Origin of the sequence: Exiguobacterium sp. s143 (genome assembly GCF_018618895.1) — a bacterium.
In the GTDB taxonomy this organism is placed as follows: Bacteria; Bacillota; Bacilli; order Exiguobacteriales; family Exiguobacteriaceae; genus Exiguobacterium_A; species Exiguobacterium_A abrahamii.
In genome coordinates this window covers 33,313-56,772 of sequence record NZ_JACSMX010000002.1, presented here as the reverse complement: position 1 = coordinate 56,772, position 23,460 = coordinate 33,313, and the positions used below count along the sequence as shown (strand labels likewise).

Annotated in this window: 21 protein-coding genes; 6 read left to right on the top strand and 15 right to left on the bottom strand. The window is 45.9% G+C overall.

What is annotated here, in order from left to right; translation table 11 throughout:
- Nucleotides 1-39 precede the first annotated feature (39 nt).
- The 5 genes from KNQ03_RS08580 to KNQ03_RS08560 form a co-directional block, all read right to left on the bottom strand.
- Nucleotides 40-720, bottom strand: coding sequence for a DsbA family oxidoreductase (locus KNQ03_RS08580; RefSeq protein WP_064300369.1), 681 nt, complete (start codon nucleotides 718-720; stop codon nucleotides 40-42).
- Between the two features lie 146 nt (nucleotides 721-866).
- Nucleotides 867-2,522, bottom strand: a complete 1,656-nt coding sequence (locus KNQ03_RS08575) for a glycerol-3-phosphate dehydrogenase/oxidase (RefSeq protein ID WP_023467373.1) — start codon at nucleotides 2,520-2,522, stop codon at nucleotides 867-869.
- Between the two features lie 134 nt (nucleotides 2,523-2,656).
- The gene (glpK, locus tag KNQ03_RS08570) at nucleotides 2,657-4,147 is read right to left on the bottom strand and encodes a glycerol kinase GlpK (protein WP_214724372.1); all 1,491 of its coding nucleotides are present in this window, start codon (nucleotides 4,145-4,147) and stop codon (nucleotides 2,657-2,659) included.
- A gap of 30 nt (nucleotides 4,148-4,177) precedes the next feature.
- Nucleotides 4,178-5,002, bottom strand: a complete 825-nt coding sequence (locus KNQ03_RS08565; protein WP_064300370.1) for an MIP/aquaporin family protein — start codon at nucleotides 5,000-5,002, stop codon at nucleotides 4,178-4,180.
- Nucleotides 5,003-5,197: 195 nt separating this feature from the next.
- Complete coding sequence (locus KNQ03_RS08560; RefSeq protein ID WP_023467370.1) at nucleotides 5,198-5,761, bottom strand: glycerol-3-phosphate responsive antiterminator; 564 nt, start codon at nucleotides 5,759-5,761, stop codon at nucleotides 5,198-5,200.
- Between the two features lie 170 nt (nucleotides 5,762-5,931).
- Between KNQ03_RS08560 and KNQ03_RS08555 the strand changes: the two genes are divergently transcribed.
- Nucleotides 5,932-6,573, top strand: a complete 642-nt coding sequence (locus tag KNQ03_RS08555; RefSeq protein WP_064300371.1) for a YczE/YyaS/YitT family protein — start codon at nucleotides 5,932-5,934, stop codon at nucleotides 6,571-6,573.
- Nucleotides 6,574-6,632: 59 nt separating this feature from the next.
- Here KNQ03_RS08555 and KNQ03_RS08550 read toward each other — a convergent pair whose 3' ends face one another.
- On the bottom strand, nucleotides 6,633-7,349 hold the full coding sequence (locus KNQ03_RS08550; RefSeq protein WP_251140273.1) for an ABC transporter permease: 717 nt from the start codon (nucleotides 7,347-7,349) through the stop codon (nucleotides 6,633-6,635).
- Nucleotides 7,350-7,353: 4 nt separating this feature from the next.
- A complete protein-coding gene (locus tag KNQ03_RS08545; protein WP_029340951.1) occupies nucleotides 7,354-8,271 on the bottom strand; it encodes an ABC transporter ATP-binding protein in 918 nt (305 codons plus the stop codon).
- A 154-nt stretch (nucleotides 8,272-8,425) separates the two neighbouring features.
- Here KNQ03_RS08545 and KNQ03_RS08540 point away from each other — a divergent pair, with 154 nt between their 5' ends.
- The 3 genes from KNQ03_RS08540 to KNQ03_RS08530 all read left to right on the top strand — a co-directional run bounded on the left by KNQ03_RS08540 (nucleotide 8,426) and on the right by KNQ03_RS08530 (nucleotide 12,058).
- Nucleotides 8,426-8,896, top strand: coding sequence for a GNAT family N-acetyltransferase (locus KNQ03_RS08540; RefSeq protein WP_214724370.1), 471 nt, complete (start codon nucleotides 8,426-8,428; stop codon nucleotides 8,894-8,896).
- Nucleotides 8,897-8,921: 25 nt separating this feature from the next.
- Complete coding sequence (locus tag KNQ03_RS08535) at nucleotides 8,922-10,505, top strand: diguanylate cyclase domain-containing protein (protein ID WP_064300374.1); 1,584 nt, start codon at nucleotides 8,922-8,924, stop codon at nucleotides 10,503-10,505.
- Nucleotides 10,506-10,591: 86 nt separating this feature from the next.
- On the top strand, nucleotides 10,592-12,058 hold the full coding sequence (locus KNQ03_RS08530; RefSeq protein WP_214724368.1) for a glycoside hydrolase family 32 protein: 1,467 nt from the start codon (nucleotides 10,592-10,594) through the stop codon (nucleotides 12,056-12,058).
- 48 nt (nucleotides 12,059-12,106) lie between these two features.
- Here the strand turns inward: KNQ03_RS08530 and KNQ03_RS08525 are convergent, their stop codons facing one another.
- Nucleotides 12,107-12,604, bottom strand: a complete 498-nt coding sequence (locus KNQ03_RS08525; RefSeq protein ID WP_050677173.1) for a GNAT family N-acetyltransferase — start codon at nucleotides 12,602-12,604, stop codon at nucleotides 12,107-12,109.
- Between the two features lie 246 nt (nucleotides 12,605-12,850).
- On the opposite strand from KNQ03_RS08525, the gene KNQ03_RS08520 reads away from it, so the two are divergent.
- Nucleotides 12,851-15,013, top strand: coding sequence for an ATP-dependent helicase (locus tag KNQ03_RS08520; RefSeq protein WP_214724366.1), 2,163 nt, complete (start codon nucleotides 12,851-12,853; stop codon nucleotides 15,011-15,013).
- Nucleotides 15,014-15,273: 260 nt separating this feature from the next.
- Here the strand turns inward: KNQ03_RS08520 and mscL are convergent, their stop codons facing one another.
- The 7 genes from mscL to KNQ03_RS08485 all read right to left on the bottom strand — a co-directional run bounded on the left by mscL (nucleotide 15,274) and on the right by KNQ03_RS08485 (nucleotide 22,044).
- Complete coding sequence (gene mscL / locus KNQ03_RS08515) at nucleotides 15,274-15,666, bottom strand: large-conductance mechanosensitive channel protein MscL (RefSeq protein WP_133207909.1); 393 nt, start codon at nucleotides 15,664-15,666, stop codon at nucleotides 15,274-15,276.
- 12 nt (nucleotides 15,667-15,678) lie between these two features.
- Nucleotides 15,679-16,560, bottom strand: coding sequence for a Cof-type HAD-IIB family hydrolase (locus tag KNQ03_RS08510; protein WP_214724364.1), 882 nt, complete (start codon nucleotides 16,558-16,560; stop codon nucleotides 15,679-15,681).
- 75 nt (nucleotides 16,561-16,635) lie between these two features.
- Complete coding sequence (cls, locus tag KNQ03_RS08505) at nucleotides 16,636-18,087, bottom strand: cardiolipin synthase (protein WP_214724362.1); 1,452 nt, start codon at nucleotides 18,085-18,087, stop codon at nucleotides 16,636-16,638.
- Between the two features lie 136 nt (nucleotides 18,088-18,223).
- On the bottom strand, nucleotides 18,224-19,633 hold the full coding sequence (gene hemG / locus KNQ03_RS08500; RefSeq protein ID WP_064300379.1) for a protoporphyrinogen oxidase: 1,410 nt from the start codon (nucleotides 19,631-19,633) through the stop codon (nucleotides 18,224-18,226).
- On the bottom strand, nucleotides 19,623-20,555 hold the full coding sequence (hemH, locus tag KNQ03_RS08495; protein ID WP_023467355.1) for a ferrochelatase: 933 nt from the start codon (nucleotides 20,553-20,555) through the stop codon (nucleotides 19,623-19,625). Before hemH ends, hemG begins: the two co-directional genes overlap by 11 nt.
- A complete protein-coding gene (gene hemE, locus KNQ03_RS08490) occupies nucleotides 20,552-21,598 on the bottom strand; it encodes a uroporphyrinogen decarboxylase (RefSeq protein WP_023467354.1) in 1,047 nt (348 codons plus the stop codon). The genes hemH and hemE overlap by 4 nt, the downstream gene beginning before the upstream one ends.
- A gap of 143 nt (nucleotides 21,599-21,741) precedes the next feature.
- The gene (locus KNQ03_RS08485; RefSeq protein WP_023467353.1) at nucleotides 21,742-22,044 is read right to left on the bottom strand and encodes a MerR family transcriptional regulator; all 303 of its coding nucleotides are present in this window, start codon (nucleotides 22,042-22,044) and stop codon (nucleotides 21,742-21,744) included.
- A gap of 117 nt (nucleotides 22,045-22,161) precedes the next feature.
- Here KNQ03_RS08485 and KNQ03_RS08480 point away from each other — a divergent pair, with 117 nt between their 5' ends.
- Nucleotides 22,162-23,460, top strand: coding sequence for an ammonium transporter (locus KNQ03_RS08480; protein ID WP_050677708.1), 1,299 nt, complete (start codon nucleotides 22,162-22,164; stop codon nucleotides 23,458-23,460).

The window sequence follows — 23,460 nt, the reverse complement described above, 5'->3', positions numbered from 1 at the left end:
AAGGGTTTCGTGCTCCTTTGTGATGGAATCATAATGTGATCAGTTACAGCCGTCAACACCACACGCGTCACCTTCAGCGATGACTTCAAGTGTTTGTTCTTGGCGCATCTTCGCGAAGACTTGTTCGAAGGCTTCCACTGGTTGTGCGCCAGAAATGGCATATTTCCGGTCAAAGACGAAGAACGGTACACCACGGACACCCAGTTGTTGTGCCATCGCTTCTTCTTCTCGAACATCTGTCGCCAGTTCTTCTGACGCAAGAAACGCTTTGACATCTGCCTCAGCAAGTCCAGCATCTACTGCGATCCTTGTCAGAATAGCTCGGTCATTTAGATCTTCTCCATTCATGAAGTACGCTGTGAACAAGGCTTCTGATACTGCATTCATCTTACCATGTTTTTTAGCGAATTGAGTCAGACGATGAGCCTCAAATGTATTGGCTGGGATGACACGATCCATCTCGTAGTGCAAGCCTTCCTGACGTGCCGTATCAACGACACCTTGCGACATATTCCGTGCTTGCTCGAGAGTCGTTCCATATTTTGAAGCAAGAATTTCGTATAATCCTTGCGTCGGTACTGCTGGTGCATCTGGATCGAGTTCAAAGCTCTTGAATTCGACCTCGACATCTAACTTTTCGTTCGCAATTGCTTGTTCTAAACGACGCTTCCCAATATAACAAAACGGACATGCGTAATCCGACCATACTTCTACTTTCATCTGTGTTCTCTCCTTTTGTGCAATTTCATACATTAAGCATAGTCGCCTCTAGAAAGAGTTGCAATCTTTCCGCCCGCGTCAATACGAATATGTAAAAAAAGAAATCAAGATCATATTGATCTTGATTCCTTGATGAGTTAGAGAGCTTATTCTGTCACGAGTGCATGTGCTGCATCTTCGATCTCGATATCGAGTTCTTTCGTATAAGCATCTGTTTGTTCTGCTGTCCAGTTCAAGACAGATTTCATCTCTTCGATGACGGCATCTTTATGAGCACGAGCCCAAGCGATATCGAAGAAGACAGCACCTGTACGGCGGATGAAGAAGTCGATCGGACGAGCGACCATTTCATGTTCGATGCTGTAGTGGAGTTGTGCATAGACAGAACGTGGAAGAGCTGTCGTTGCTGCATCGAATGCTGCTGCGTATTCCAGTACTTTCGGTAAGTTCGAACCGTAGCGTTTTGCTAGGAATTGAACTTCTTCTGTCGTTAAACCGTTCGTTGCTGTTTGAGCTTTTAAGAATTCAGCAAATCCTTTTGCTCCGCCAACGTGTCCACCAGACATTGGCATGTTTTTCGTCGAGCAACGTGCATACGCGACGTTTTCTTCTTTTTTCAAGAGTTTAGCGACGAGATCAACGACGTGCTCACCCATTTTACGGTATCCAGTCAATTTCCCACCCGCAATCGTGATGAGACCTGACTCAGACTGCCATACTTCATCTTTACGAGAGATTTCAGAAGGATCTTTTCCTTCTTCATAAATCAATGGACGTACACCAGCCCAGCTTGATTCCACGTCTTCCGCTGTCACTTTAACCTCTGGGAACATATAGTGAATCGCGTCTAGGACGTAGTCTTGGTCTTCGACTGTGAACTTCGGATGTGCAGTATCTTTATCGAAGAACGTATCTGTCGTACCAACGTACGCTTTTCCATCACGTGGAATCGCGAAAATCATCCGACCGTCTGGTGTATCGAAGTAGACCGCTTGTTTGAGTGGGAATTTCGATTGATCGATGACGACGTGGACCCCTTTTGTCAAACGAAGTTGTTTCCCGACTTTAGAGCCATCTTTTTCACGTAATTCATCGACCCATGGACCTGTCGCGTTGACGACTTTTTTCGCACGGATTTCATGTACGTCACCTGTCAAGAGATCCGTCACACGCATGCCGACGACTTTTCCAGCATCGTAGATGATTTCTTCCGCTTTTGTATAGTTGACGACGCGTGCACCGTGTTCAACCGCTTCTTTCATGACTTCGATTGTTAGACGGGCGTCATCTGTGCGGTACTCAACGTAGTAACCGCCACCTTTGAGACCTTGTTGTTTGACGAGTGGTTCTTTCGCTAATGTTTCTTTCGCAGATAACATCGTCCGCCATTCCGAACGTTTAACACCTGCTAAGAAGTCATAAACACGAAGACCGATTGACGTACTGAACGGTCCGAACGTACCGCCTTTATGCATCGGAAGCAACATCCATTCTGGTGTCGTGACGTGTGGTCCGTTTTCGTAAACGATCGCACGTTCTTTACCGACTTCAGCGACCATCTGAACTTCGAATTGTTTTAAATAACGTAGACCACCATGGACTAATTTCGTTGAACGACTAGACGTACCGGACGCGAAATCCTGCATTTCGACGAGGCCAATCTTCATACCGCGTGACGCTGCATCGAGGGCGATCCCCGCACCTGTGATACCGCCACCTACGACGAGTAGATCGAGTTCTTCACGTGTTAATCGATTATAGACATCTGCACGGTTTTTGCTTGAAAATGGTTGGTTAGCCATGAATAGTTCCTCCTGTTTAGGTTCGAAAAAAAAAGAGACCACAACAAACACGCTGACTATGTCAACTGCTGCTGTGGTCTCTCCATATTCTCCGACCGATTTATTAACTTGACCTTACTATAACATACCTCACATCATTTGAACAACATCGTAGCTTGAACAGCTTTTTGCCATCCACCGTAGAGCGCATCCGTCTCTTCTTTCGCCATACTCGGCTCGAAACGACGTTCTTTTTTCCATTGCGTCGTAATCTGTTCACGGTTCTCAAAGAATCCAACAGCAAGACCTGCGAGGTACGCTGCACCTAACGCCGTCGTTTCATTGATTTCCGGACGCTCAACTGGCGCTTGGATGATGTCACCTTGGAACTGCATCAAGAAGTCGTTTTTAACTGCTCCACCATCGACACGGAGCGTTTTCATCTCGATGCCTGAATCTTGCTCCATCGCAGATAGGACGTCTCGTGTCTGATAAGCGAGTGATTCAAGTGTCGCGCGGATGAAATGTTCTTTTTCCGTACCACGTGTCAAACCGAAGACGGCACCACGAACGTCTGAATCCCAGTAAGGTGTACCAAGACCAACGAATGCTGGTACGACGTAGACACCGTCTGAAGACGTGACGCGTGTTGCGTATCCTTCTGATTCTTTGGCATCATCAATGAGACGTAAGCCGTCACGTAACCACTGAATCGCAGATCCTGCGACGAAGATACTTCCTTCTAAGGCATACTCCACTTTTCCATCGACGCCCCACGCGATCGTCGTCAGCAATCCGTGATCTGATTTCACAGCCTCTTCCCCTGTGTTCATCAGCATGAAGCAACCCGTACCGTATGTGTTTTTCGCCATTCCTGTATCAAAACATGCTTGGCCAAACAATGCGGCTTGCTGATCGCCTGCTGCTCCAGCAATTGGAACTGCTTCTCCGAAGAAGTGATACCCTGCTGTCTCTGCGTACACTTCAGAAGATGGTCGTACTTCCGGAAGCATGGCTTTTGGGACATCTAAGATGCCGAGTAACTCGTCATCCCATTTTAATTCATGAATGTTATACATCAACGTACGACTTGCATTCGAATAGTCGGTCACATGTGCTTTTCCGCCGGATAATTTCCAGATGAGCCACGTATCGATCGTACCGAACAGTAGTTCACCACGTTCAGCACGTTCCCGTGCTCCTTCGACATGATCTAAAATCCATTTGACTTTCGTACCAGAGAAATAAGCGTCAATCAATAGACCTGTCTTCTCACGGAAGAGCTCGGCATGACCGGCTGCTCGAAGCGCTTCACAGATTTCAGCCGTTTGTCTCGATTGCCACACGACTGCATTGTGAATCGGTTTCCCTGTTTCTTTTTCCCAAACGACAGCTGTTTCACGTTGATTCGTGATTCCAATACCAGCAATCTGCGACGGCTTTACGTTCGCCTCCGTCAGACAAGTCGCCACGACAGCAAGGACACTTCCCCAAATCTCGTTTGCGTTGTGTTCGACCCAACCTGGTTTCGGAAAATACTGCGTGAATTCCTGTTGCGCTGAATGGACGATCTCGCCGGCACGATTAAACAGGATCGCACGTGTACTCGTCGTTCCCTGATCCAATGACAAAATGTAGTTCTCCATCTCTTCCCCATCCTTTTGTATCTAAATAAGTTAAGCTGACTTTGACTCCACTGACGTTGTTTTGTTCGGACGAACACCGAATCTATAGCATAAGCCTAATATGACGATTGTCACAAGTCCTACAATCCAAAAAGCCGGTGTATCTTTTCCTGTGAAGACCGAACGATAAAACAATCCGCCAAGACTTCCACCGAGAACTGGTCCGAGAACCGGAATCCATGAGTATCCCCAGTTCGATGATCCTTTTCCATGAATCGGTAAGATGAAGTGAGCGATACGTGGACCAAGGTCCCGCGCCGGATTCATCGCATATCCTGTCGTGCCTCCGAATGACATACCGAGGCTGACGATCAAGAAACCGACGATCAATGGATTCAGACCATCTGAGAACTTATTCGCTCCGATCGACAACAACCCGATGACAAGTAAGAATGTTGCAATCATTTCACTCATTAGATTGGCAAATGTATGTGGAATCGCTGGTGACGTCGCAAAGACGCCGAGTTTCGCTGCTGGGTCTTTCGTCTCTGCCCAATGTGGTAAGTAATGGACGAAAACAAGACTTGCACCAAGTATCCCGCCGGCAATTTGAGCGACGATATAGCCTGGTACGTCCGTCCATGCAAATGAACCGTCAAAGGCTAAACCAAGCGTTACTGCTGGGTTAAGGTGTGCTCCACTGAATTGACCGACGGCATACGCTGCAATCGCCACGGCAAAACCCCACGCAAACGTGATGACGATCCAGCCTGCATCCTTTGCAAACGATTTCGTCAAACTAACGCCTGCACCTACACCGTTCCCAAGCGCGACAAGCAAAGCTGTGCCTAAAAATTCCGCTAAAATGGGTGACATATGTGTTCCTCCTTTTGGTTATGTGAAAAAAGCAACATAAAAAGGAGATCCACGTCAGTTCATACTTGAATGTTCTTCAAGCAGGACTCACACGTGAATCTCCCTTTTCTCCGTCACTTTGTATCAACTTGATATCACTATAACAATCAGTGAAAACGCTGTCAAACAATCTGAATGATTTTCATCACAATCCGGTTAGGAGCGTGGTTCAAAATGACGCCACAAGTCCTTATTCGATGTTGTGATACTTGAGGCACCTGCTTCAATTGCTTGTTCCACTTCCTCGACCGTATCGATGAGTCCACCGGCGAATACGAGACGCCCCGTCTTTTCTTTCACTTCTTGAATGTACTTTGGCATTAATCCAGGTAACACCTCGATGTAATCAGGTTGCGTCCGTTCCATGAGTTGATAACTTTTTTCGAGTGAACTGGAATCGAGTAAGAACATGCGTTGCATCGTCTTGACCTTTTTTTGACGTGCTTTCAAGATGACGCTCGCCTTCGTCGAAATGACACCATACGGCTTTAATTCTTGGCAGACGTATTCCGTTGCGTATTCATCATTTTTTAATCCTTGAACGAGATCCATGTGCAAAAACATTTTTTTGTCGTAACGATGCGCCATCTCATAGACTGCTTTTAAGCGCGATACGTGCATTTCGAGTAAGACCCCATATTCATATGGACTCTTCAGCATCTTTTCAAAGTCTTCTAATTTTCTAACGGAAGGCAGGATCTTCTGTCCAAAATATGTCATATGTTCTCCCCCTGATTCGTAATGTGTCCTAAGTATGTCGTGAAATAGGAGGAATAGGCAATGCTCTTTTCATGAAAATAAGTGAAAAGAGCGCTACGATTAGGGTATAGCTTAACGAAACGATTTTTTTTCAGGAGGTGAACGCGCAGTCCTACCGTCTGTGCACGTCAATGAGTCAGCAAAAACGGATTGTCATCTATTTATTCTCTATTTTAATTAACGCCTTAGGAAACAGCTTCATGGTGACCGCCTCGATCGGGAGTGCACCTTGGACTTCAGCGAGTGAGGCCGTCGCGGCCATCTCACCTTTAACTGTCGGACTAGCGATCATCGTCTTACATGTGCTTGCTTTGATTGCAGCACTTTCTCTCGGGAGTCGATTTAGTTGGTGGACGATTGTTCTCAGTTTTGCACTCGTCGTCCTTTTCGGCGCTGCGATTGATTTCTTCTTATCCATCCATCAATTAATTTACACACCACAGGGACTTTGGATGCGCGCCGTGTACATGTTGATCGGTATGCCATTGATTTCACTTGGACTCGCCCTCTATCTCCAAATCGGATTCGTATTGATGCCACCGGATTACTTGATGAAGTCACTGATCAGCCGCTTTAAAAGTACATCGCTCGGAGCAACGATCAGCCTCGGTATTCCTTTTTTGATTGCTTGCCTCTTTTCACTGATTGAACGCGAACTGATCGGCATCGGAGTCGGAACTTTCATTTTCCTCTTATTGAACGGTCCACTGATCGAATGGTTTCAGCGATTGTTCCCGATTACGGCACGTCCACCTAAACGGACAAGTTCTTGAATACTGTAAAAGAGCTGCTATTGATAGACAAATTCATCTATCAATAGCAGCTCTTTCATTTACGTATATGATTTTCTTTGGAAGACAAGAATCGATGCACCTAACAAGACGATGATATGAGCCAATACGAACAAGGCGGAGAACGTCAAAGTTGTTCCCATCGCTTCACTCGTACCATAGGTCATAGAATCCTTGAAATACATTGACCAGTCTAAATGCATGAATACGATCCACTTAGCGATTGCTGGTTTGAAACCAACCAGTAAGTTACCCGCAATGCTCGTAAAGAACTGTGCTAGTACGGTGAAGCCGATAATCATTCCAACAGAACGGAACAACAATGAGAAGAATAACGTCATGAATATTGTAAAAATCGGACTGACAACTTCGACGATCGTATCGCGGAACAGAATTGGATCTCCTGCCTCTGAAAACGCAAATGAGCCTGCGTAGACGATCGCAGCGATGAACACGAATTGGAGCAACATGATCAAGATCGAAAAGATAAGTTTCGAGAAATAAATCGTCATTCGTGAATACGGACTCATTAATAAGTGTTTCATCGTGTCATAACGTACTTCATTCCCGATGGCTTCTGCCGTGAAGACAATCGTGATGATTCCTAATAGAGATGTCAGTAAAAGGAACGTTAATGAATAATAATCATAACGTGTGAACTCAAAATCATTTGTCTTTGCAATGATGATAATACCAACTGCAATAACGACATATAGCGCTAAAACGATTTTCGCTTTTTTAGTCGTCCACCATTTCATCCATTCATTTTGTATGAGCGAAAGCATGTGAATCCCCCTCTTTTTTCGTTACTTGCAGGAATTGTTCCTCAAGCGTCAAGCGTTTAACGGTCAGTTCATGTAAATCGGCAATCGGCACGACGAGTCGAGCGATAGCTGGACATTCACTTTCCGGTGCGGTGATAATGATTTTATTCTCGAGTACTTCTGATGGGTAGTTTGCGACGCGAAGGGCATCGAGTACATCTGTCATCGCTTCCGCATTGACACGAAGAGCGATTTTCGCTCCGGTCTCATTACGAACGGACTCGACCGACTTGATGACACCCTGATCGATGATCGCGTAACGATCACTGATTTGTTCCATCTCACTCAACATATGGCTTGAAATTAAAATCGCGATATCTTGCTCACGCGCCATTTGGCGTAAATATTCACGAAGCTCCGCAATCCCGGATGGATCCAGACCATTCGTTGGTTCATCTAAAATCAAGACGCGCGGGTTATGTAGCAAGGCACGAGCAATTCCGAGTCGTTGCTTCATTCCGAGTGAGTACTCTCCGACTTTTTTTGAAAGCTTTCCTTCAAGACCAACGAGTCGTGCTAGTGCATCATAATCAACTTGACCGAGTCCCGGAATGAGGTTTTTTGCATGAACCAAGTTTTGTTTTCCTGTCAGATAAGGATAAAACGCTGGGTTCTCCACGATTGCTCCAATTTGCGTCAACGCTTTCGAACGCTCTTCTACGACATCAAATCCATTGACCGTGACTTTCCCTGCATCCTGCTCGAGTAGTCCCGTGATGATGCGAATCGTCGTCGTCTTCCCTGCTCCGTTCGGTCCGAGGAAGCCGAACACTTCTCCTGGGGATACCTCAAAACTGACGTCTTTTAAAATTTGCTCTTTCCCGAGACGCTTTGAGATATTTTCAATCTTTAACATCTGCTCTTCCTCCTCATTCATATTTTGTCTATGCTATTAGTGTACGTGATTTTTAAAGGATAAGTTTCATTTCTTACAAATATGTAATCCGATTCCAATTAAAAAGGCGTAACAGCAGAAATTTTATACTAAAAATAAAGAATGGAGTCGCTAGATGATTCTTTTTGAACAAGTAACACATGATCACTTTCCGATCATCCAATCGTTGTACGCGAGCGTTCCTGAATATGCGCTCTTAGAAGAACGAGTGCTTCCGCTCTCTGATTCGACCTTACAGGAAGAGTTTTTAAATCCCGATACCGTATCGCTGATTGGATATGTGGACGGAGAACCCGTCTTACTGATTGACTACCTACCGAAGCATCCAAAAAACGGTACACCTTGGATCGGTTTATTCTTAATGGATGCTTCTCAACACGGTACGGGAATTAGCAGTCGGTTACTATCCGCTTTTTGTGATCGATTCCTAAGTCAGGAACCTCACATTCATCTCGCGGTCTTACCTGATAATTTAAGAGCCCGTCGTTTTTGGGAAAAACACGATTTCCGATACGCGCGAACGAGTTTCTCGAACCGCGAACAACTCGTAGACGTCTACGTGTATGATGTAAGTAAAAACAAATGAAAACGTATGAATGGAGTATCACACAATGTCCAAACCCTCACTTCGCTTTGATGTTTTGTTAGCGGGATTGATTTCCCTGCTATTTTTTAGCATGACGCTCGGATTAACTTTCTTCATTAGTCAACATGCAACAAACCGACTCCAATCGGAAGTCGGGATGAATCTGTCAACGACCGCTCACCAACTATCTGATAAGCTTGATCATTACATGTGGTCACGTTATGCCGAAGTAAAATTGCTGGGTTCCTTATCAACGATTCAACAAACAGAACAAAAAACAGAAACGCGACGGACACTCGAAGAGTTACAACGGCAGATTCCTGACTTTTCTTGGATTGGTCGATTAGATACGGAAGGTAACGTCGTTGCGTCAACGAATCAGATTCTGGAAGGAACATCGATCAAGGAACGTCCCGTCTTCCAACAAGCCTTATCACAACCATTCATCGGAGATGTCCATGAAGCTGTCCTACTCGCAAAATTATTGCCGAACCCAAGCGGTGAACCGTTACAGTTCGTCGATATTAGTACACCTTTGTATGATAAGGGTCGATTTTCTGGTGTCCTTGCGACACATCTCAGCTTCGAATGGGCAAAAGCGATCGAACAAAGTTTTCAAAGCGCCACGTCCTCTCTCCAACAAGTCGATGTCTTCATCATTAGTCAAGATCGAAAAACGATTTTACTTGGACCAAGCGGATGGAGCGGTAAAACATTACCCGATAGCGTAACGCTGACTTCGAATGCTTCTGCGACCGCTTCCTGGCAAGGGAAAGAATTTGTCTCTGGTCAAAGCACAAGCCGAGGTTACAAGGATTACGATGGCTTAGGTTGGACGGTTCTCGTACGTCAACCGACTTCGATTGCGTTCGCTGATGCCGATGCTTTACGTCAAACGATTTTCATCGCTGGTTTGATTGCCTCTTTCGTTACAGCCGTACTTGGCTGGATGTTAGCGAAGCTATTGACACGACCATTATTAAAAATCACACATGCCGCCCAACAGATGCAGGATGATCCCTCAAAATCACTCCCGAATCATCGTGGAATCCGAGAAATCGAGACACTGACGGATGCCTTACAACGACTGATTCATCGCTTGCTACATACCGAACAAGAGAAATTAACGTTTGAACGCTTGTCACAACGCGATAGCCTGACTGGTCTCGCGAACCGCAACGGTCTTGCTCAATACATCGAACAATTGCCTGCAGAAACGCATTCTATCTATCTTTGCCTTGATTTAGACGGCTTTAAAGCAGTCAATGATACGTATGGTCACGCGCTAGGTGATCTCCTGCTGATCGAGGTCAGTCAACGTCTCGAACAGTTGCTTCCACCTGGTGGATTCGTGGCTCGTCTGGGCGGCGATGAGTTCATCATCGTCTTGACGACTCAATCCTTAACAGAAGCACGATACTTAGGTGAACAATGGATCGCTCACGTCTCGATGCCGTATCACTTAGAAGAACAAACCGTCCACATCGGGATGAGTATCGGAGTCGCCGAACAGGTGACAGGAGAATCACTTGAACAAGTCATGCATCGCGCTGATTTAGCGCTCTATCGTTCGAAGCAAAACGGCAGAGGATGTATGTCCGTTCAATGACCATTCAGGACGGAGGATTGACAAGCGCAGCTCTCCTCCGTAAGGTGAACGAGAAGCGTATAATTTTTCAACGAGGAGCTGTCAACATGAATCAATGGACACGTGAAGCACGATACCGTCCCCTCTCGGATGTCGATCCGAGCGTTTACCAAGCGATGAAGGAAGAAGTTCGAACATCTCCTTGGCGATTTTCTTACCATATTCAACCTCCGACCGGACTTTTGAATGATCCGAACGGCTTCGTCTATCATGATGGTCTCTATCATTTGTTTTATCAATGGTTTCCACTCGGACCCGTACACGGGCTGAAGTACTGGTATCACATGACATCAAAAGATCTTGTACATTGGTTCGATGAAGGAGCCGCCTTGATCCCAAATGACGATCCTGATTCGCACGGTGCTTATTCCGGTAGTGGCTTCATTAAAGATGATCAAGTGCACATCATGTACACCGGTAATAAACGGGATGCGGATTGGAATCGCCATACGAGCCAAATCGTCGGTCATCTCCGCTCGGATGGACGAATCGAAAAACATTTACCACCTGCTATTCCAAACGTTCCTGAAGGATATACGGAACATTTCCGTGATCCGAAAGTCTTCCAAGATGCATCGGGCATCTGGTACTGCATCATTGGTGCACAGCGCAGTGACTTGACGGGCTGTACTGTCATCTATCAGTCTCAAGATGCAGAGCAATGGACATTCCTCGGTGAGTTACAGACGAACTACCCGACATTCGGTTATATGTGGGAATGTCCTGATTATTTCGAGCTGGATGGAAAAGGAATCCTCCTCTTTAGCCCTCAAGGGATTGAACCAGATGGTCAGAACTATCAAAATATTTTCCAGTCCGGTTATTTCATCGGCGAACCGTTAGCTTTACCCGACTTAACATTCACACACGAACCGTTCCAAGAACTCGATTTCGGATTTGACTTCTACGCGCCACAAACAACTGAGGCGGCAGATGGTCGACGGATTCTTGTTGGTTGGATGGGGCTACCGGATATCAGTTATCCTTCTGACATCTATAACTGGGCACATGCTTTGACATTGCCACGTGAATTAACGATTGAACAGGGGCAACTTCGTCAACGACCTGTCAATGAACTGACACAGCTACGAAAAGAGACGCTGTTTGACGAAACGATTCTTTTCGAACAAGACGTGACAATTGCGGAAGCCGAGATTTTCGAGCTCGTGATGACAGACTTAAAACTGTCGTCGGACACGTTCCGCTTCTCGATTCGTCAAGACGCCACTGAAGAAACCGTATTCCATTACGATGCTGTATCACGTCAATTTACAATCGATCGAAGCCGTTCAGGTGCGGAAGTCCCTGCTGAATCATTCGGCACTTCGCGATCGACGATTCTTGCGAAGGACTTGCATACATTACGTTTGTTCGTGGATCGTTCTTCGTTTGAACTTTTCCTGAATGACGGAGAAGCCGTTGCATCTGGACGGATTTTCCCGAAAACATCCAGTCGAGGGATTGCCTTCTCTGGTGAAGCAGGTGCGCATCTCTCACTCTACGATTTATCTTAAGTAAAAAAAGCATTTTCCTGAATAAAATCAGGAAAATGCTTTTTTACTTCATTGTTTTAATCGAGATTCTTTTTCTAGATCAAATGCAAGGATGTGTTGCTCCCCAATCGGACCCATGACGGACTGTAACGTATCGACGTATCCCGTCTTGAAGTACAGTGATTTTGCAGCAATATTCTTTTTATTGACCGCTAGTGTAATCGCTGTGACTTCTGGAAAATGATGATGGACGAACTCTGGCAACTGCATCATTGCCTCTTTCGCATATCCTTGCTGTTGATGGCGTGCATCAATGGAAAAGGCACGTAATAGGACACTTTGTTCATGTGTTCGATGTGTTTTAGGGGGGTTAAGATGAAGAATAAAAAATCCGACGACGAGCTCGTCTTTTTTGATGACAACCGGGAATTTATCTGGATGGGCAACTGCATCTGTGACGACATCCGTCGGAAAAGAAGTAAACTGGACTTGTTCTTCCGGAAGAATGAACGCATCACATTGTTCATAATGTTCATTCGTATACATGTGTAATTTCACTACAGACATTCTCATTCCGCCTTCCCTCTTTGTACAGGACAAGAGAGTACTCTCTTACATCTATTCCCATTTTAATGTTTTTGTATCCATTTGCCTAGTCTTTTAGGGTACTCGTCTTACATAACATCCAATAGGCTCTTGTCTCTTTATTCCACGGTTCTTCTTTCCGTAATCCAATCCTGACACTAAAAATGATACACTAGGGAAAGTTCGATTATTGGACGAGAAATAAATACGCTCGAGGTGAACTGTATCATGCATGAAGATTTTTTCGAACAGATGGAGCGATTGACCGGCATTCAACTGAATCCTGTCCAACAACAGGCAATCGAACATGACCATGGTCCGTTGCTGTTACTCGCCTCACCCGGCTCTGGAAAAACAACGACGCTTAATTTTAAGATTGCCTATTTGATTTTACAAAAAAAGATCGAACCACATCGTATTTTAGGGCTGACCTTCAGTAAGGCAGCAGCTCGCGAGATGGCGGATCGTTTTTATCATCTATTTCACGAATTAATTGGAACGACAGCGGCATTCTCGACGATTCATAGCTTTGCTTTTCAAGTCGTTCGGGATCATACATCCCAGCAGCGTCTTTCCTATACGATCATTGAGGGACCAATGGATCAACAACATCCGAATGCGCCACATAAACGTATGTTACTCCGGCGTATTTTCCAGGAAATTAATCGGAGTGTCATTACCGACGACCAGATGGATGAGTTATTACGAATGATTTCCTTTGTCAAGAACCGTCTTCTTTCTTTAAAGGAAATCAAGGCAGTACCGACGACGATCAAACATTTCCCTGATATTTATGTGGCGTATGAACAATTCAAGTCGCGTGATCCCTTACATCCGTTACTCGACTTTGATGATATGTTGACGTATGCGAATACGATTTTGGAGCAAGACCGTCGTCTGTTGCAACATTATCAGCGTCGCTTTGACTATATCCTAACGGATGAGAGCCAGGATACGTCACTCGTTCAACATCAATTGGTCGAAAAGTTAGCCTTACCGCATAACCGACTTTGTGTCGTTGCAGACGATGATCAGACGCTATACAGCTGGCGTGGCGCGGACGCTTCTAAAATTTTGCACTTCAAAGATACGTATCCGAATGCGACGATTCTTTACATGGAACAAAATTATCGTTCGTCTCAAGACATCGTATCCGTCGCGAACCAATTCATTCAGCGCAATAAAGCACGCTATCCGAAACAGATGTTCACGGAGAACGCTGCTGTTCGTCCGATCATCTTAGAGACGTTACCAACTTACGAGGATCAGACTCGCTATCTGTTGAATCAACTACGGACAGAGACGAATTACCGCGAAGTGGCCATCTTATATCGCAACAATGCTTCTTCGATCAACGTCATGAATGCTTTGGATCAAGCAAATATTCCGTTTTATATTAAGGATGTCGATCATAAATTCTTCAGTCATTGGATTTTGAAGGATATCTTAAACTTCATGACATTCGCACAAGATCCGACAGATATCGATGTGTTAGCAACTATTCATACGAAATTCGCCGGGTACATTTCAAAAGCGCAACTTTCTCAATTGCAGCAGTTCGGTACGGGCGAATCTGTATTTGATCTACTCATAAACAAAATCGAGATGAAGTTTTATCAAAAGAAACAACTTCAACAAATGAAGCGCACGTTCGCTTCCATCCAAACCGTTCGACCCTCTGCTGCCCTCTCTCTGATTCGTCATGAACTGGGTTACGAAAAGAATTTGCGGAAAATGAGTGAGAGTCTCGGTTTTAGTCTCGATCACCTGCTTGAAACATTGAATACGATTGATAACATCGCAAGTGATGTACCAACGCTACTCGCTTTTCGTGAACGGATCACGCATCTCGAACAATTGATGCGTGATGCGAAACAAAATAAAAATCAAAATGCGGTCACCCTTTCGACCTTTCACAGTGCAAAAGGACTTGAATTCGATCGCGTTTTCATGATTGATCTCGTTTCTGGTATTCTTCCATCAGCTGATACGATCAAGGCGTACAAGAATGGACAACTCGATGATATGGAAGAAGCTGCACGTTTGTTTTACGTCGGCATGACACGGGCGCGACACGAACTACATCTTCTGTCCTATCGTTTTAAATCGAAATCATTTGATGTCTCGCCATTCGTCGAAGACGTTCATCGCCTCGTCACGCCTGATGCTGCAAAACGAAAAGTAGAGCGCAAGCGAACTGCTGTTGCAGCGCGAGCTAGCGTTTCCCCACTACCGATCACTGAGAACATGCGTGTCTCGCATACAGCATTTGGTCCCGGAACCGTTTTGCACATGGTTGACGACGTGCTAGAAATTTCATTTGATCAAGGAATGAAAAAACAGCTTTCGTTACAAGTCTGCTCTGAAAATGCATTACTCGAAATTTTATGATTTAAAAAAGGAGCTGACTCAAAAAAAAGAATGACGCGTCTTTTCACGCCCTTTCCTCAGGCGAGACACAAGCCAGTTTTCCTGCTTCATTCAAGCAGGAGAACGGGTCTTGTTTGTCTCTGACAGCGCATAATGCGCTTTTTCCTGTAGGAGTGGCGTGTGACGCGTCATTCTTTTTTACGAGATAAGGGTGGCAGATCATCATTCTGCCACCCTTATCTTTGTAGAGGCTGACTTTTGAGTCAGCTTTGTTGTATCCGTCAATTTTTAGTCGATGACTCATTTTGATGAATCAAGGCATCTCTGATTTCTGTCAATAATTTTTCTTCTGTCGTTGGTACCGCTTCTTCTTCGACGACCTCTTCCTTCTTTCGGAATGAAGTGATGCCTTTGACGAAGATAAACAGCGCAAAGGCGATCAACAAGAATTCGATGCTCGCTTGAAGAAATTGACCGTACTGCAACTCTGCATTTCCGACCATGACCGACAATCCCTTGACATCAACACCACCGATGATGATGCCGATCAACGGCATGAACACACTGTCAACGAGTGATTTGATGATCCCGCTAAACGCAGCACCAAGAATGACTCCGACCGCTAAGTCGATCACATTTCCTCGAAACGCGAACTCCTTAAATGCTTTAAACATGAAACGTCCCCCTTACCAAGCGCGGGACGCCAACTGCTGAATCGCATATCCGACGCCGTGCTCATCGTTTGTTTTCGTCACGTGATGGGCAATCGCTTTTGCCTCATCATGACCATTTCCCATCGCGATCGCCTTTCCGGCAACTTTGAACATTGGAAGATCGTTTAGATTATCACCGATGACAGCGACTTGTTCGATTGGCACACCGAGGTGGTCCGCGAGGATTTTAACTGCCGTTCCTTTATCGGCACCGACAGCCATGACTTCGATATTATCGTGTCCTGACGACGTGACATAGACACCTTCGACCTTTTGCTCGATTTCCTGCCAGATTTTTTTCATCAATTCTTGATCAAACGAGAATGAGATGAATTTAAATACTTTTCCCGCTTGGTTACGAATGTACGACCGGAATCCATCAATCATCTTGACGTCTTCGTGGACATAATAACGATCGTGGAAGAAATCAAGCACTTGTTTCGCCCGATCACTCTCTTCACTCAACTCTTTCAGGGAATCATAGGCTGCGTCGATCGTCGCTCCTTGTGCTGTCACGAGTCCTTGATCACAGAACATCTCGAAGAAAACTTCATATTGACTGATGATAACGTAAATTTGCTGTGCTTGTTCCGTCGTCAACGTCGTTGCACTTAACTCTTCTCCATCGACGGTCATCACACGTGCCCCGTTTGAAGCAATGATTGGACAGTGGATTCCTGCTGCGTCTGTTAATTCTTTTGCATTTAAGTAGTTACGTCCTGTCGCGATTGCAAATTCGACACCTTGTTCGCGTGCCGCTTCAATTGCCTGAATCGTCTCCGGTTCAATTCGTTGCTTGCCCGAAAGAACGGTTCCATCCATGTCTGATACGAGTAGTTTGATTGGATTTGCCATCGTCTTCACTCTCCTCTTTTTCTATTTCCATACCACTATACCATTTTTCACATTTTGACTGGTCGTAAACGCGGTTTACAAAATCGGTGACAATAAACGCGAAATACTTTCCTTGAATTTGATCGTTCTTGAACGCGCGGCATACGACTCGACCGTCATGAGCTTTGATACCTCACAATCAGCGAGGAAGAGACGTTCTAGTTCAATCGCTATTGTCTGATCATAGACGATCGTGTTCATTTCAAAGTTCAACCGAAAGCTTCGCGCATCGATATTCGTCGTCCCGACTGAAGCAATCTCGCCATCAACGACGATCGTCTTTGCGTGTAAAAATCCAGGTTCATACGTGTAGACTTTAGCTCCGTACGATAACAACTCTCCTACAGCAGCAGTCGTTGCCCAGTAAACGAATGGGTGGTCCGGTTTGTTCGGAATCATGATGCGGACTTCCACTCCGGACAGAAGGGCTGCCTTACATGCATCTAAATAACTCGTGTCTGGAATGAAATAAGGCGATTGGATATAAATCGTCCGTTTTGCTTCGTTGATCATCTTGATCAAGGAAAGCTTCAAATACTCTGAACGGGAATCCGGACCCGATGTGACGATTTGCATCGGTAATATATCCTGAATCCTATGCGTTCCATAGTAAAATAAAGATTTTTCCGTATAGACGTCACTTGCTTGGTTCCAGTCGAGAATAAAGCGGTCGAGTTGATCATGAACGACGTCACCTTCCAAGCGAAAATGTGTATCCCGCCAGTAGCCGAACTTTTCATCGATACCGAGATATTCCGTACCAACGTTGAAGCCACCAATATAGCCGATTCGACCGTCGATGATACAGGATTTACGGTGATTGCGGTTGTTCAATCGAAAATTAACGAATCCAATCGTCGACGGGAAAAAGGCAAACACTTCTCCTCCGTGTGCGAGTAAATCCTTAAAATCCGTCCGTTTGAGACTTCGTGATCCGACAGCATCATACAATAGACGGATTTTGATCCCACGACGGGCACAATCGGTCAATGTATCGATCAACGCTAACCCGAGACGATCTTTCTGAATGATGTAATATTGGATATTCACTTCATGCTCTGCCTGGCGGATATCTTGAATCATCCGATTGAACTTCTGCTCGCCATCCGAAAGAATCTGCAGTTGATTCGAGAGACTGAGCAGGGAACCGTTCGACATCAGGTTCATCCGAATCATATCCCGGTGCTTTTGAATCATCGGGTGCCGTCCCATCGTTACAAGTTCTTTTTTCTGTAAGGCGATCCGTCTATCCTGTTCCAGTTGTTCTTCATCCGTGACACGATAAAAATTCGTTTTTTTCAACAATCTTCCGAAAAACAGATAGACGAGAAATCCAACGAGCGGAACGAAATACAAGATGAATACCCATGCCCACGTCGCACCAATATCGCGCCGCTCGAGAAAAATAACCGTCAGGACAGCCAAGATATTCATGATAAGCAATCCGTAGACGATGATGATCGTGAACGTACTCCATACTTCCACCATACGATTCCCTCCCGCTTCAACGGTATTCTTCGATTTTGATTCCTCTGTCTCTTATTCCCGTTTCCTTCCGTGTCATTCTTCTGAAGACAAAAAAACCTTTTTGAAGCACTGCTAGCTTCAAAAAGGTTTAGGCGTGTCATGATTCTGGACATGGTTCCGGTTGTTGTAACGCCATTTGTTCAAGCGTCGCTTTGACACCTGCTACACAGTCTGGCAAACCAACACCATCATAGGCGAGTCCGGCTAAATGAATGTGTGGATAGTGAGAAGCGACGATTTCTCGCACTTCTTGAATCCGCTGTGCATGTCCTACCGTATAGGCCGGTAAGCCGTCTAAGAGACGACTGATGACGACACGTTCCGGTTGCAATGGACGACCACAGATGTTTTCAAGATCTTCTAAGACGACGCGTTCAATCATTTCGTCTGATTCACGAACGAGTGCATCTTTTCCGGGGCGTCCGATGAAGGCACGGAGCACGGTATGATTCGGTGCTGCATGATTCCACTTTTGATCAATCGCCGTGCATGCTGTAATTGAATACGGCGCCCGACGGTTGACGATGAATCCCGTTCCATCAATCGGTAACGCTGTTTCCTTATCGAAAATCAACGTGACCGTCGCCGTCGAGTGTGTTGAAAGGTTCGCAAGCCCTGGAAGCGTCGCATCTGGTAACAGGGACACGACTTGGCGATGCGGAATCGTCAACAAAATATCATCGGCATATTCTGGACCGTGATCCGTTTCGAGACGATACCGCCCGTCTTCTTCCCGTTCAATTGAACGAAGTGGTGTCTCCAGACGAATCTCTGTCCGTTCAAGCACCTCTTCTAAACGCTCGACGAGAGACTCGAGTCCAGTAGCAAGTGATAAGAATTGACCTGTCGCTTTAAGCGTCGGACCTTGTTGTTGATCAAGCGGACGCATGAGGCGCATTCCTTCGAACAAGCTTCCCGCCTTTTGCTCATTCGCAACGAATTGCGGGTAGGTCGCAAACGTACTCATCCGGTCGATATCACCCGCATAGATGCCTGAAAGAAGCGGTTCGATTAACTTCTCGACGAGTGCATCTCCAAGACGCGGACGCAGGTATTCCCCTAATGGGATGTCTGTTTCCGGAATCGTCAAATCAGGAGCAGGGTGAAGCAATCGTTCTGTCACCTCTGCTTTTTCTTCTTCCGTCAGTAGAGATGTCTCTGCGAATAACTCTAAATCGGTCGGGATGCCCATGACGGCACCTTTTGGAATCGGGTGGAGACCGCGCGCATCCAAGATATACGCTTGCGACGTGTTATTGCGAACGAGTTGCTCCCCTAATCCGATCTCTTCGATGAGATCCGTCAACACGTGTTTCCGTGCGACATACGAATCTGGTCCCCGCTCGATCGTCAATCCTTCGTCCCGATATGTCGCCACCTTACCACCGAGACGACCCTCTGCCTCGAGTAACGTGATGTTCATCTCCGGAAACTGCTTCTCTGCATAATAGGCGGCTGCAAGTCCTGATATACCACCGCCCACGATGACGAGACGTTTACTGGACATAACTACCCACCTGTTTCGCGACGGCTTCCGTGACAGCTTTCATGAAAGCTGGATCCGCGTTTGGCATGACAGGTCGCGCATAGTGAATTCCGAGTTCGTCGCAGACGACTTTACACTCGTAATCATTATCGAACAATACTTCTAGGTGATCGGCAACGAAACCAACGGGTACATAGACGAATGCTTCGTATCCTTTTTCTTCGTAGACGTCACGTGTCAAATCCTGAACATCTGGTCCAAGCCATGGTTCTGGCGTTTGTCCAGCCGATTGCCAGCCTGTGATCATATGCGGTACACCAGCACGTTGCGCGATCAATTCAGCTGTTTCCTTCAATTGTTCTGGGTATGGATCACCGTTTGCAATGATTTTTTCAGGTAGACTGTGTGCTGAAACGACGAGAACGGCTTTTTCTTCAGGTACTGGTAAAGCGTCGAACGTCTTGCGGATTTCTTTACCCCACCAATCGAGAAACGCTTCTTCTTTGTACCACGATTCGACGGATGCGAGACGAATACCGTGTTGGTCCGCGACTTCCTTCGCACGACCATTGTATGAACGGATACTGAACGTCGAATAGTGAGGTGCTAAAACGACCGTGACCGCTTCCGTAATGCCGTCTTTTGCCATTTGCTCGACAGCATCCTCAACGAATGGCTCGATGTGTTTCAGACCAAGATAGAGCTTGAACTCGATTTCACCAGCATATTTCTCAGACAGTTGACGGTGTAGCTCTTCAGCCTGATCAATCGTGACTTGTGCGAGTGGTGAGACACCACCGATGGCTTCGTAACGTTCCGTCAACTCTGCCAATGCTTCTGGAGACGGTTTGCGCCCGCGACGGATGTGCGTATAATAACGCTCGATATCTTCTGGTTTATATGGCGTACCGTACGCCATAACAAGTAGTCCTAACGTCTTCATTTTCCTACCTCCATTTTTTCTTTCGAATAATCATGGATAAATGCAGTCAAACGTTTCAATACTTCTGGATCGACTTCCGGGAAGATGCCGTGACCGAGGTTAAAGATAAATCCTGGTTGCTTCATTCCCATGTCGAGAATTTCCTTCGTTTTTGCTTCAAGGATATCCCATGGTGCTAACAGATAAGACGGGTCGAGGTTTCCTTGGACAGGTTTCGTCAGTCCACGCTCACGTGCTTCGTCAATCGACAAACGCCAATCAAGTCCGACGACGTCTAACGGTAAACTGTGCCATTCTTCTGCCAAGTGACTCGCTCCTACACCGAACATGATCATCGGCACGCCTGTATCTTTTAATTCCGTGAAAATGCGTTCCATCGTTGGCTTGATGTAACGGACATAATCTTTCCGGCTTGTCGTTCCGACCCATGAATCAAAGATTTGGAACGCTTGGATTCCTGCATCCACTTGTGATTTGATGTAATCGATGACCATGTCACCTAGTTTCTCCATTAAGGCATGCCATACCTCAGGTTGTCCATACATCAATGCTTTCGTTTTATGGTATCCCTTCGAAGGACCACCTTCAATCATATAGCTCGCAAGCGTGAATGGTGCCCCGGAAAAACCAATCAACGGTACTTCGAGTCGTTCCCGTAACAAACGAATCGTTTCATAGATATATGGAATATCTTCACGGTTAAATGGTTGTAATGCTTCGACATCTGCCATCGTGCGAATCGGGTTCGCGATGACTGGACCGATGCCACTCTTGATTTCGACGTCAACGCCCATCGATGGAAGTGGCGTCATGATGTCTTTATACAGAATCGCTGCATCGACCCCTAATTGTTTTACAGGTAGTTCTGTCACATATGCGCCTAGTTCCGAGTCATGTGTGATCTCGAAAAGCGTCCGTGTCTTCTTGATTTCACGATATTCCGCTTGATAACGACCTGCTTGTCGCATGTACCAGACGGGAACGTGATCAATCTGCTCGCCACGGATCGCCCGCAAAAACGTATCATTGAATTTCTTCATCATAACTACCCCTTTATACTCGTTCTAACGCCCCAAAAAAACGTACGATAAGTTTGTGAACACAGAAACATTATATCTGAAATTAAGAAGTCTGTGCCAATAAATCGTTTACAAAATGACAGTTCTGTTACCAGTTCATGAAATGTTCACTGTTTCTTGTAAAGACCGAATGCAGCGTTTAATTGACCACGGATCAAGTCAGAACGTTGCTGTTCCGTTACCTTCCGTTCTTTTTCACGTATTTCATGTGTCCGCCAGCCATCTTCGATTTTTTCCGCGACTTCGACGAGTCGTTCGACATCCGTAAATGAATATTTTCGTGTCTTTCCGTTCGTCCGTTCTGGAAAGATTAATTTTCGTTCTTCGTAGTAACGAATCTGACGTTCCGATAATCCGGTCAATTCACAGACGATTCCAATCGACATCACCTTTTTCTCACGGTAGTTCATCTTCGTCACTCCTTTCCACAAAAATACCATGTCAGATTTTCTGACACAACACGTTTCTTTGAAAGTATTTCCGTCTAAAGTAAACACATACTTTAAATGGATAAAGGAGGAACGACAATGAAACTGGAACAACTCGCTATCTCAGTCGATACGTTTTATGTCTTATTCGCAGCACTGCTCGTCTTTACGATGCAAATCGGATTCTTACTTTTAGAAACAGGAATGTTACGGGCGAAGAACGCAGGGCACGTCGCTGTCAAACAGATCATCAGCTTCTCAGTTGCCGCCCTCGCCTTTTGGGCCATCGGATTCGGATTGACGTTCGGTGATGGTAATTCCATTATCGGAACGGAAGGATTCTTCTTACAAGGAGGATTCAGCAGTCTTGATTGGTCGAACATCACGATTGATGTGAAATTCCTCTTCCAACTCTCATTCGTCGCTGTCTCCCTTGCAATTGCTTGGGGCGGATTCGCAGAGCGTGCTAAATTATCAGTTTATCTATTATTCGGAACGTTTTTCGTTGCTATCATCTATCCGATCATTGCACGTTCCGTTTGGGCAGGTGGATTCCTCGGTTCGCTCGGAATGCAAGACTTCGCCGGATCAACAGTCGTTCACTTACAAGGTGGGATCGCCGCACTCGTTGCTGCTTTACTGCTCAAAAAACGAATCGGTGCTGAAAAAACGCCGTTACTCGGACACAATGTCATCTACTCTGTCGTTGGTGCTTTCATCCTCTGGTTATGTTGGTTCGGATTCAACGCTGGTTCGACATTAACGATTGCCGACGGATTCTTTAGTTATGTTGCCTTGACGACATTACTTGCTACTGCAGCAGGTGCACTCGGCGCACTCGCCATCTCATTCTGGCACCGCCGTGTCGCAGATATCCCGTCGATCATCAACGGTGTCTTAGCCGCACTCGTTGCGATCACAGCAGCCTGTGCTTTCGTTGAACCATGGGCAGCCGTCGTCATCGGATTCCTTGCTGGTGTCATCACATATGGAACGAGCATTCTTCTCGCAAGTCGCGTTGATGATCCATTATGTGCCTTCTCCGTCCACGGTGTCGCTGGTATCTGGGGTACACTCGCAACTGGATTCTTCGCTTCACCACGTCTCGTTGAAATCACTGGGATCGGACAAGCTGGCCTCTTCTATGGTGGCGGTTTTACGCAACTCGGTGTTCAAGCACTTGGTGTCGTCTTTGCCGTCGTCATCGTCAGCGTCTTAAGTTATGCATTCTTAAAAGTTCTCGACCTTACGATTGGTCTTCGGATCACACGCGAAGATGAACTCCGTGGACTCGACGTCGCGGAACATGGTCAAGCTTCTTACGACCTCCCTGCTCCTGTCAGCAAAGAATTACGTATGGTCGAAGAAGAAGACCTCTCAAACGAACGTGTCAATTAA

Excerpts from the sequence above, each read along its gene's own strand:
- KNQ03_RS08580 (WP_064300369.1), bottom strand. The coding sequence starts at position 720 with ATGAAAGTAGAAGTATGGTCGGATTACGCATGTCCGTTTTGTTATATT.
- KNQ03_RS08575 (WP_023467373.1), bottom strand. The coding sequence starts at position 2,522 with ATGGCTAACCAACCATTTTCAAGCAAAAACCGTGCAGATGTCTATAAT.
- glpK (WP_214724372.1), bottom strand. The coding sequence starts at position 4,147 with ATGGAGAACTACATTTTGTCATTGGATCAGGGAACGACGAGTACACGT.
- KNQ03_RS08565 (WP_064300370.1), bottom strand. The coding sequence starts at position 5,002 with ATGTCACCCATTTTAGCGGAATTTTTAGGCACAGCTTTGCTTGTCGCG.
- KNQ03_RS08560 (WP_023467370.1), bottom strand. The coding sequence starts at position 5,761 with ATGACATATTTTGGACAGAAGATCCTGCCTTCCGTTAGAAAATTAGAA.
- KNQ03_RS08555 (WP_064300371.1), top strand. The coding sequence starts at position 5,932 with ATGAGTCAGCAAAAACGGATTGTCATCTATTTATTCTCTATTTTAATT.
- KNQ03_RS08550 (WP_251140273.1), bottom strand. The coding sequence starts at position 7,349 with ATGAAATGGTGGACGACTAAAAAAGCGAAAATCGTTTTAGCGCTATAT.
- KNQ03_RS08545 (WP_029340951.1), bottom strand. The coding sequence starts at position 8,271 with ATGTTAAAGATTGAAAATATCTCAAAGCGTCTCGGGAAAGAGCAAATT.
- KNQ03_RS08540 (WP_214724370.1), top strand. The coding sequence starts at position 8,426 with ATGATTCTTTTTGAACAAGTAACACATGATCACTTTCCGATCATCCAA.
- KNQ03_RS08535 (WP_064300374.1), top strand. The coding sequence starts at position 8,922 with ATGTCCAAACCCTCACTTCGCTTTGATGTTTTGTTAGCGGGATTGATT.
- KNQ03_RS08530 (WP_214724368.1), top strand. The coding sequence starts at position 10,592 with ATGAATCAATGGACACGTGAAGCACGATACCGTCCCCTCTCGGATGTC.
- KNQ03_RS08525 (WP_050677173.1), bottom strand. The coding sequence starts at position 12,604 with ATGTCTGTAGTGAAATTACACATGTATACGAATGAACATTATGAACAA.
- KNQ03_RS08520 (WP_214724366.1), top strand. The coding sequence starts at position 12,851 with ATGCATGAAGATTTTTTCGAACAGATGGAGCGATTGACCGGCATTCAA.
- mscL (WP_133207909.1), bottom strand. The coding sequence starts at position 15,666 with ATGTTTAAAGCATTTAAGGAGTTCGCGTTTCGAGGAAATGTGATCGAC.
- KNQ03_RS08510 (WP_214724364.1), bottom strand. The coding sequence starts at position 16,560 with ATGGCAAATCCAATCAAACTACTCGTATCAGACATGGATGGAACCGTT.
- cls (WP_214724362.1), bottom strand. The coding sequence starts at position 18,087 with ATGGTGGAAGTATGGAGTACGTTCACGATCATCATCGTCTACGGATTG.
- hemG (WP_064300379.1), bottom strand. The coding sequence starts at position 19,633 with ATGTCCAGTAAACGTCTCGTCATCGTGGGCGGTGGTATATCAGGACTT.
- hemH (WP_023467355.1), bottom strand. The coding sequence starts at position 20,555 with ATGAAGACGTTAGGACTACTTGTTATGGCGTACGGTACGCCATATAAA.
- hemE (WP_023467354.1), bottom strand. The coding sequence starts at position 21,598 with ATGATGAAGAAATTCAATGATACGTTTTTGCGGGCGATCCGTGGCGAG.
- KNQ03_RS08485 (WP_023467353.1), bottom strand. The coding sequence starts at position 22,044 with ATGAACTACCGTGAGAAAAAGGTGATGTCGATTGGAATCGTCTGTGAA.
- KNQ03_RS08480 (WP_050677708.1), top strand. The coding sequence starts at position 22,162 with ATGAAACTGGAACAACTCGCTATCTCAGTCGATACGTTTTATGTCTTA.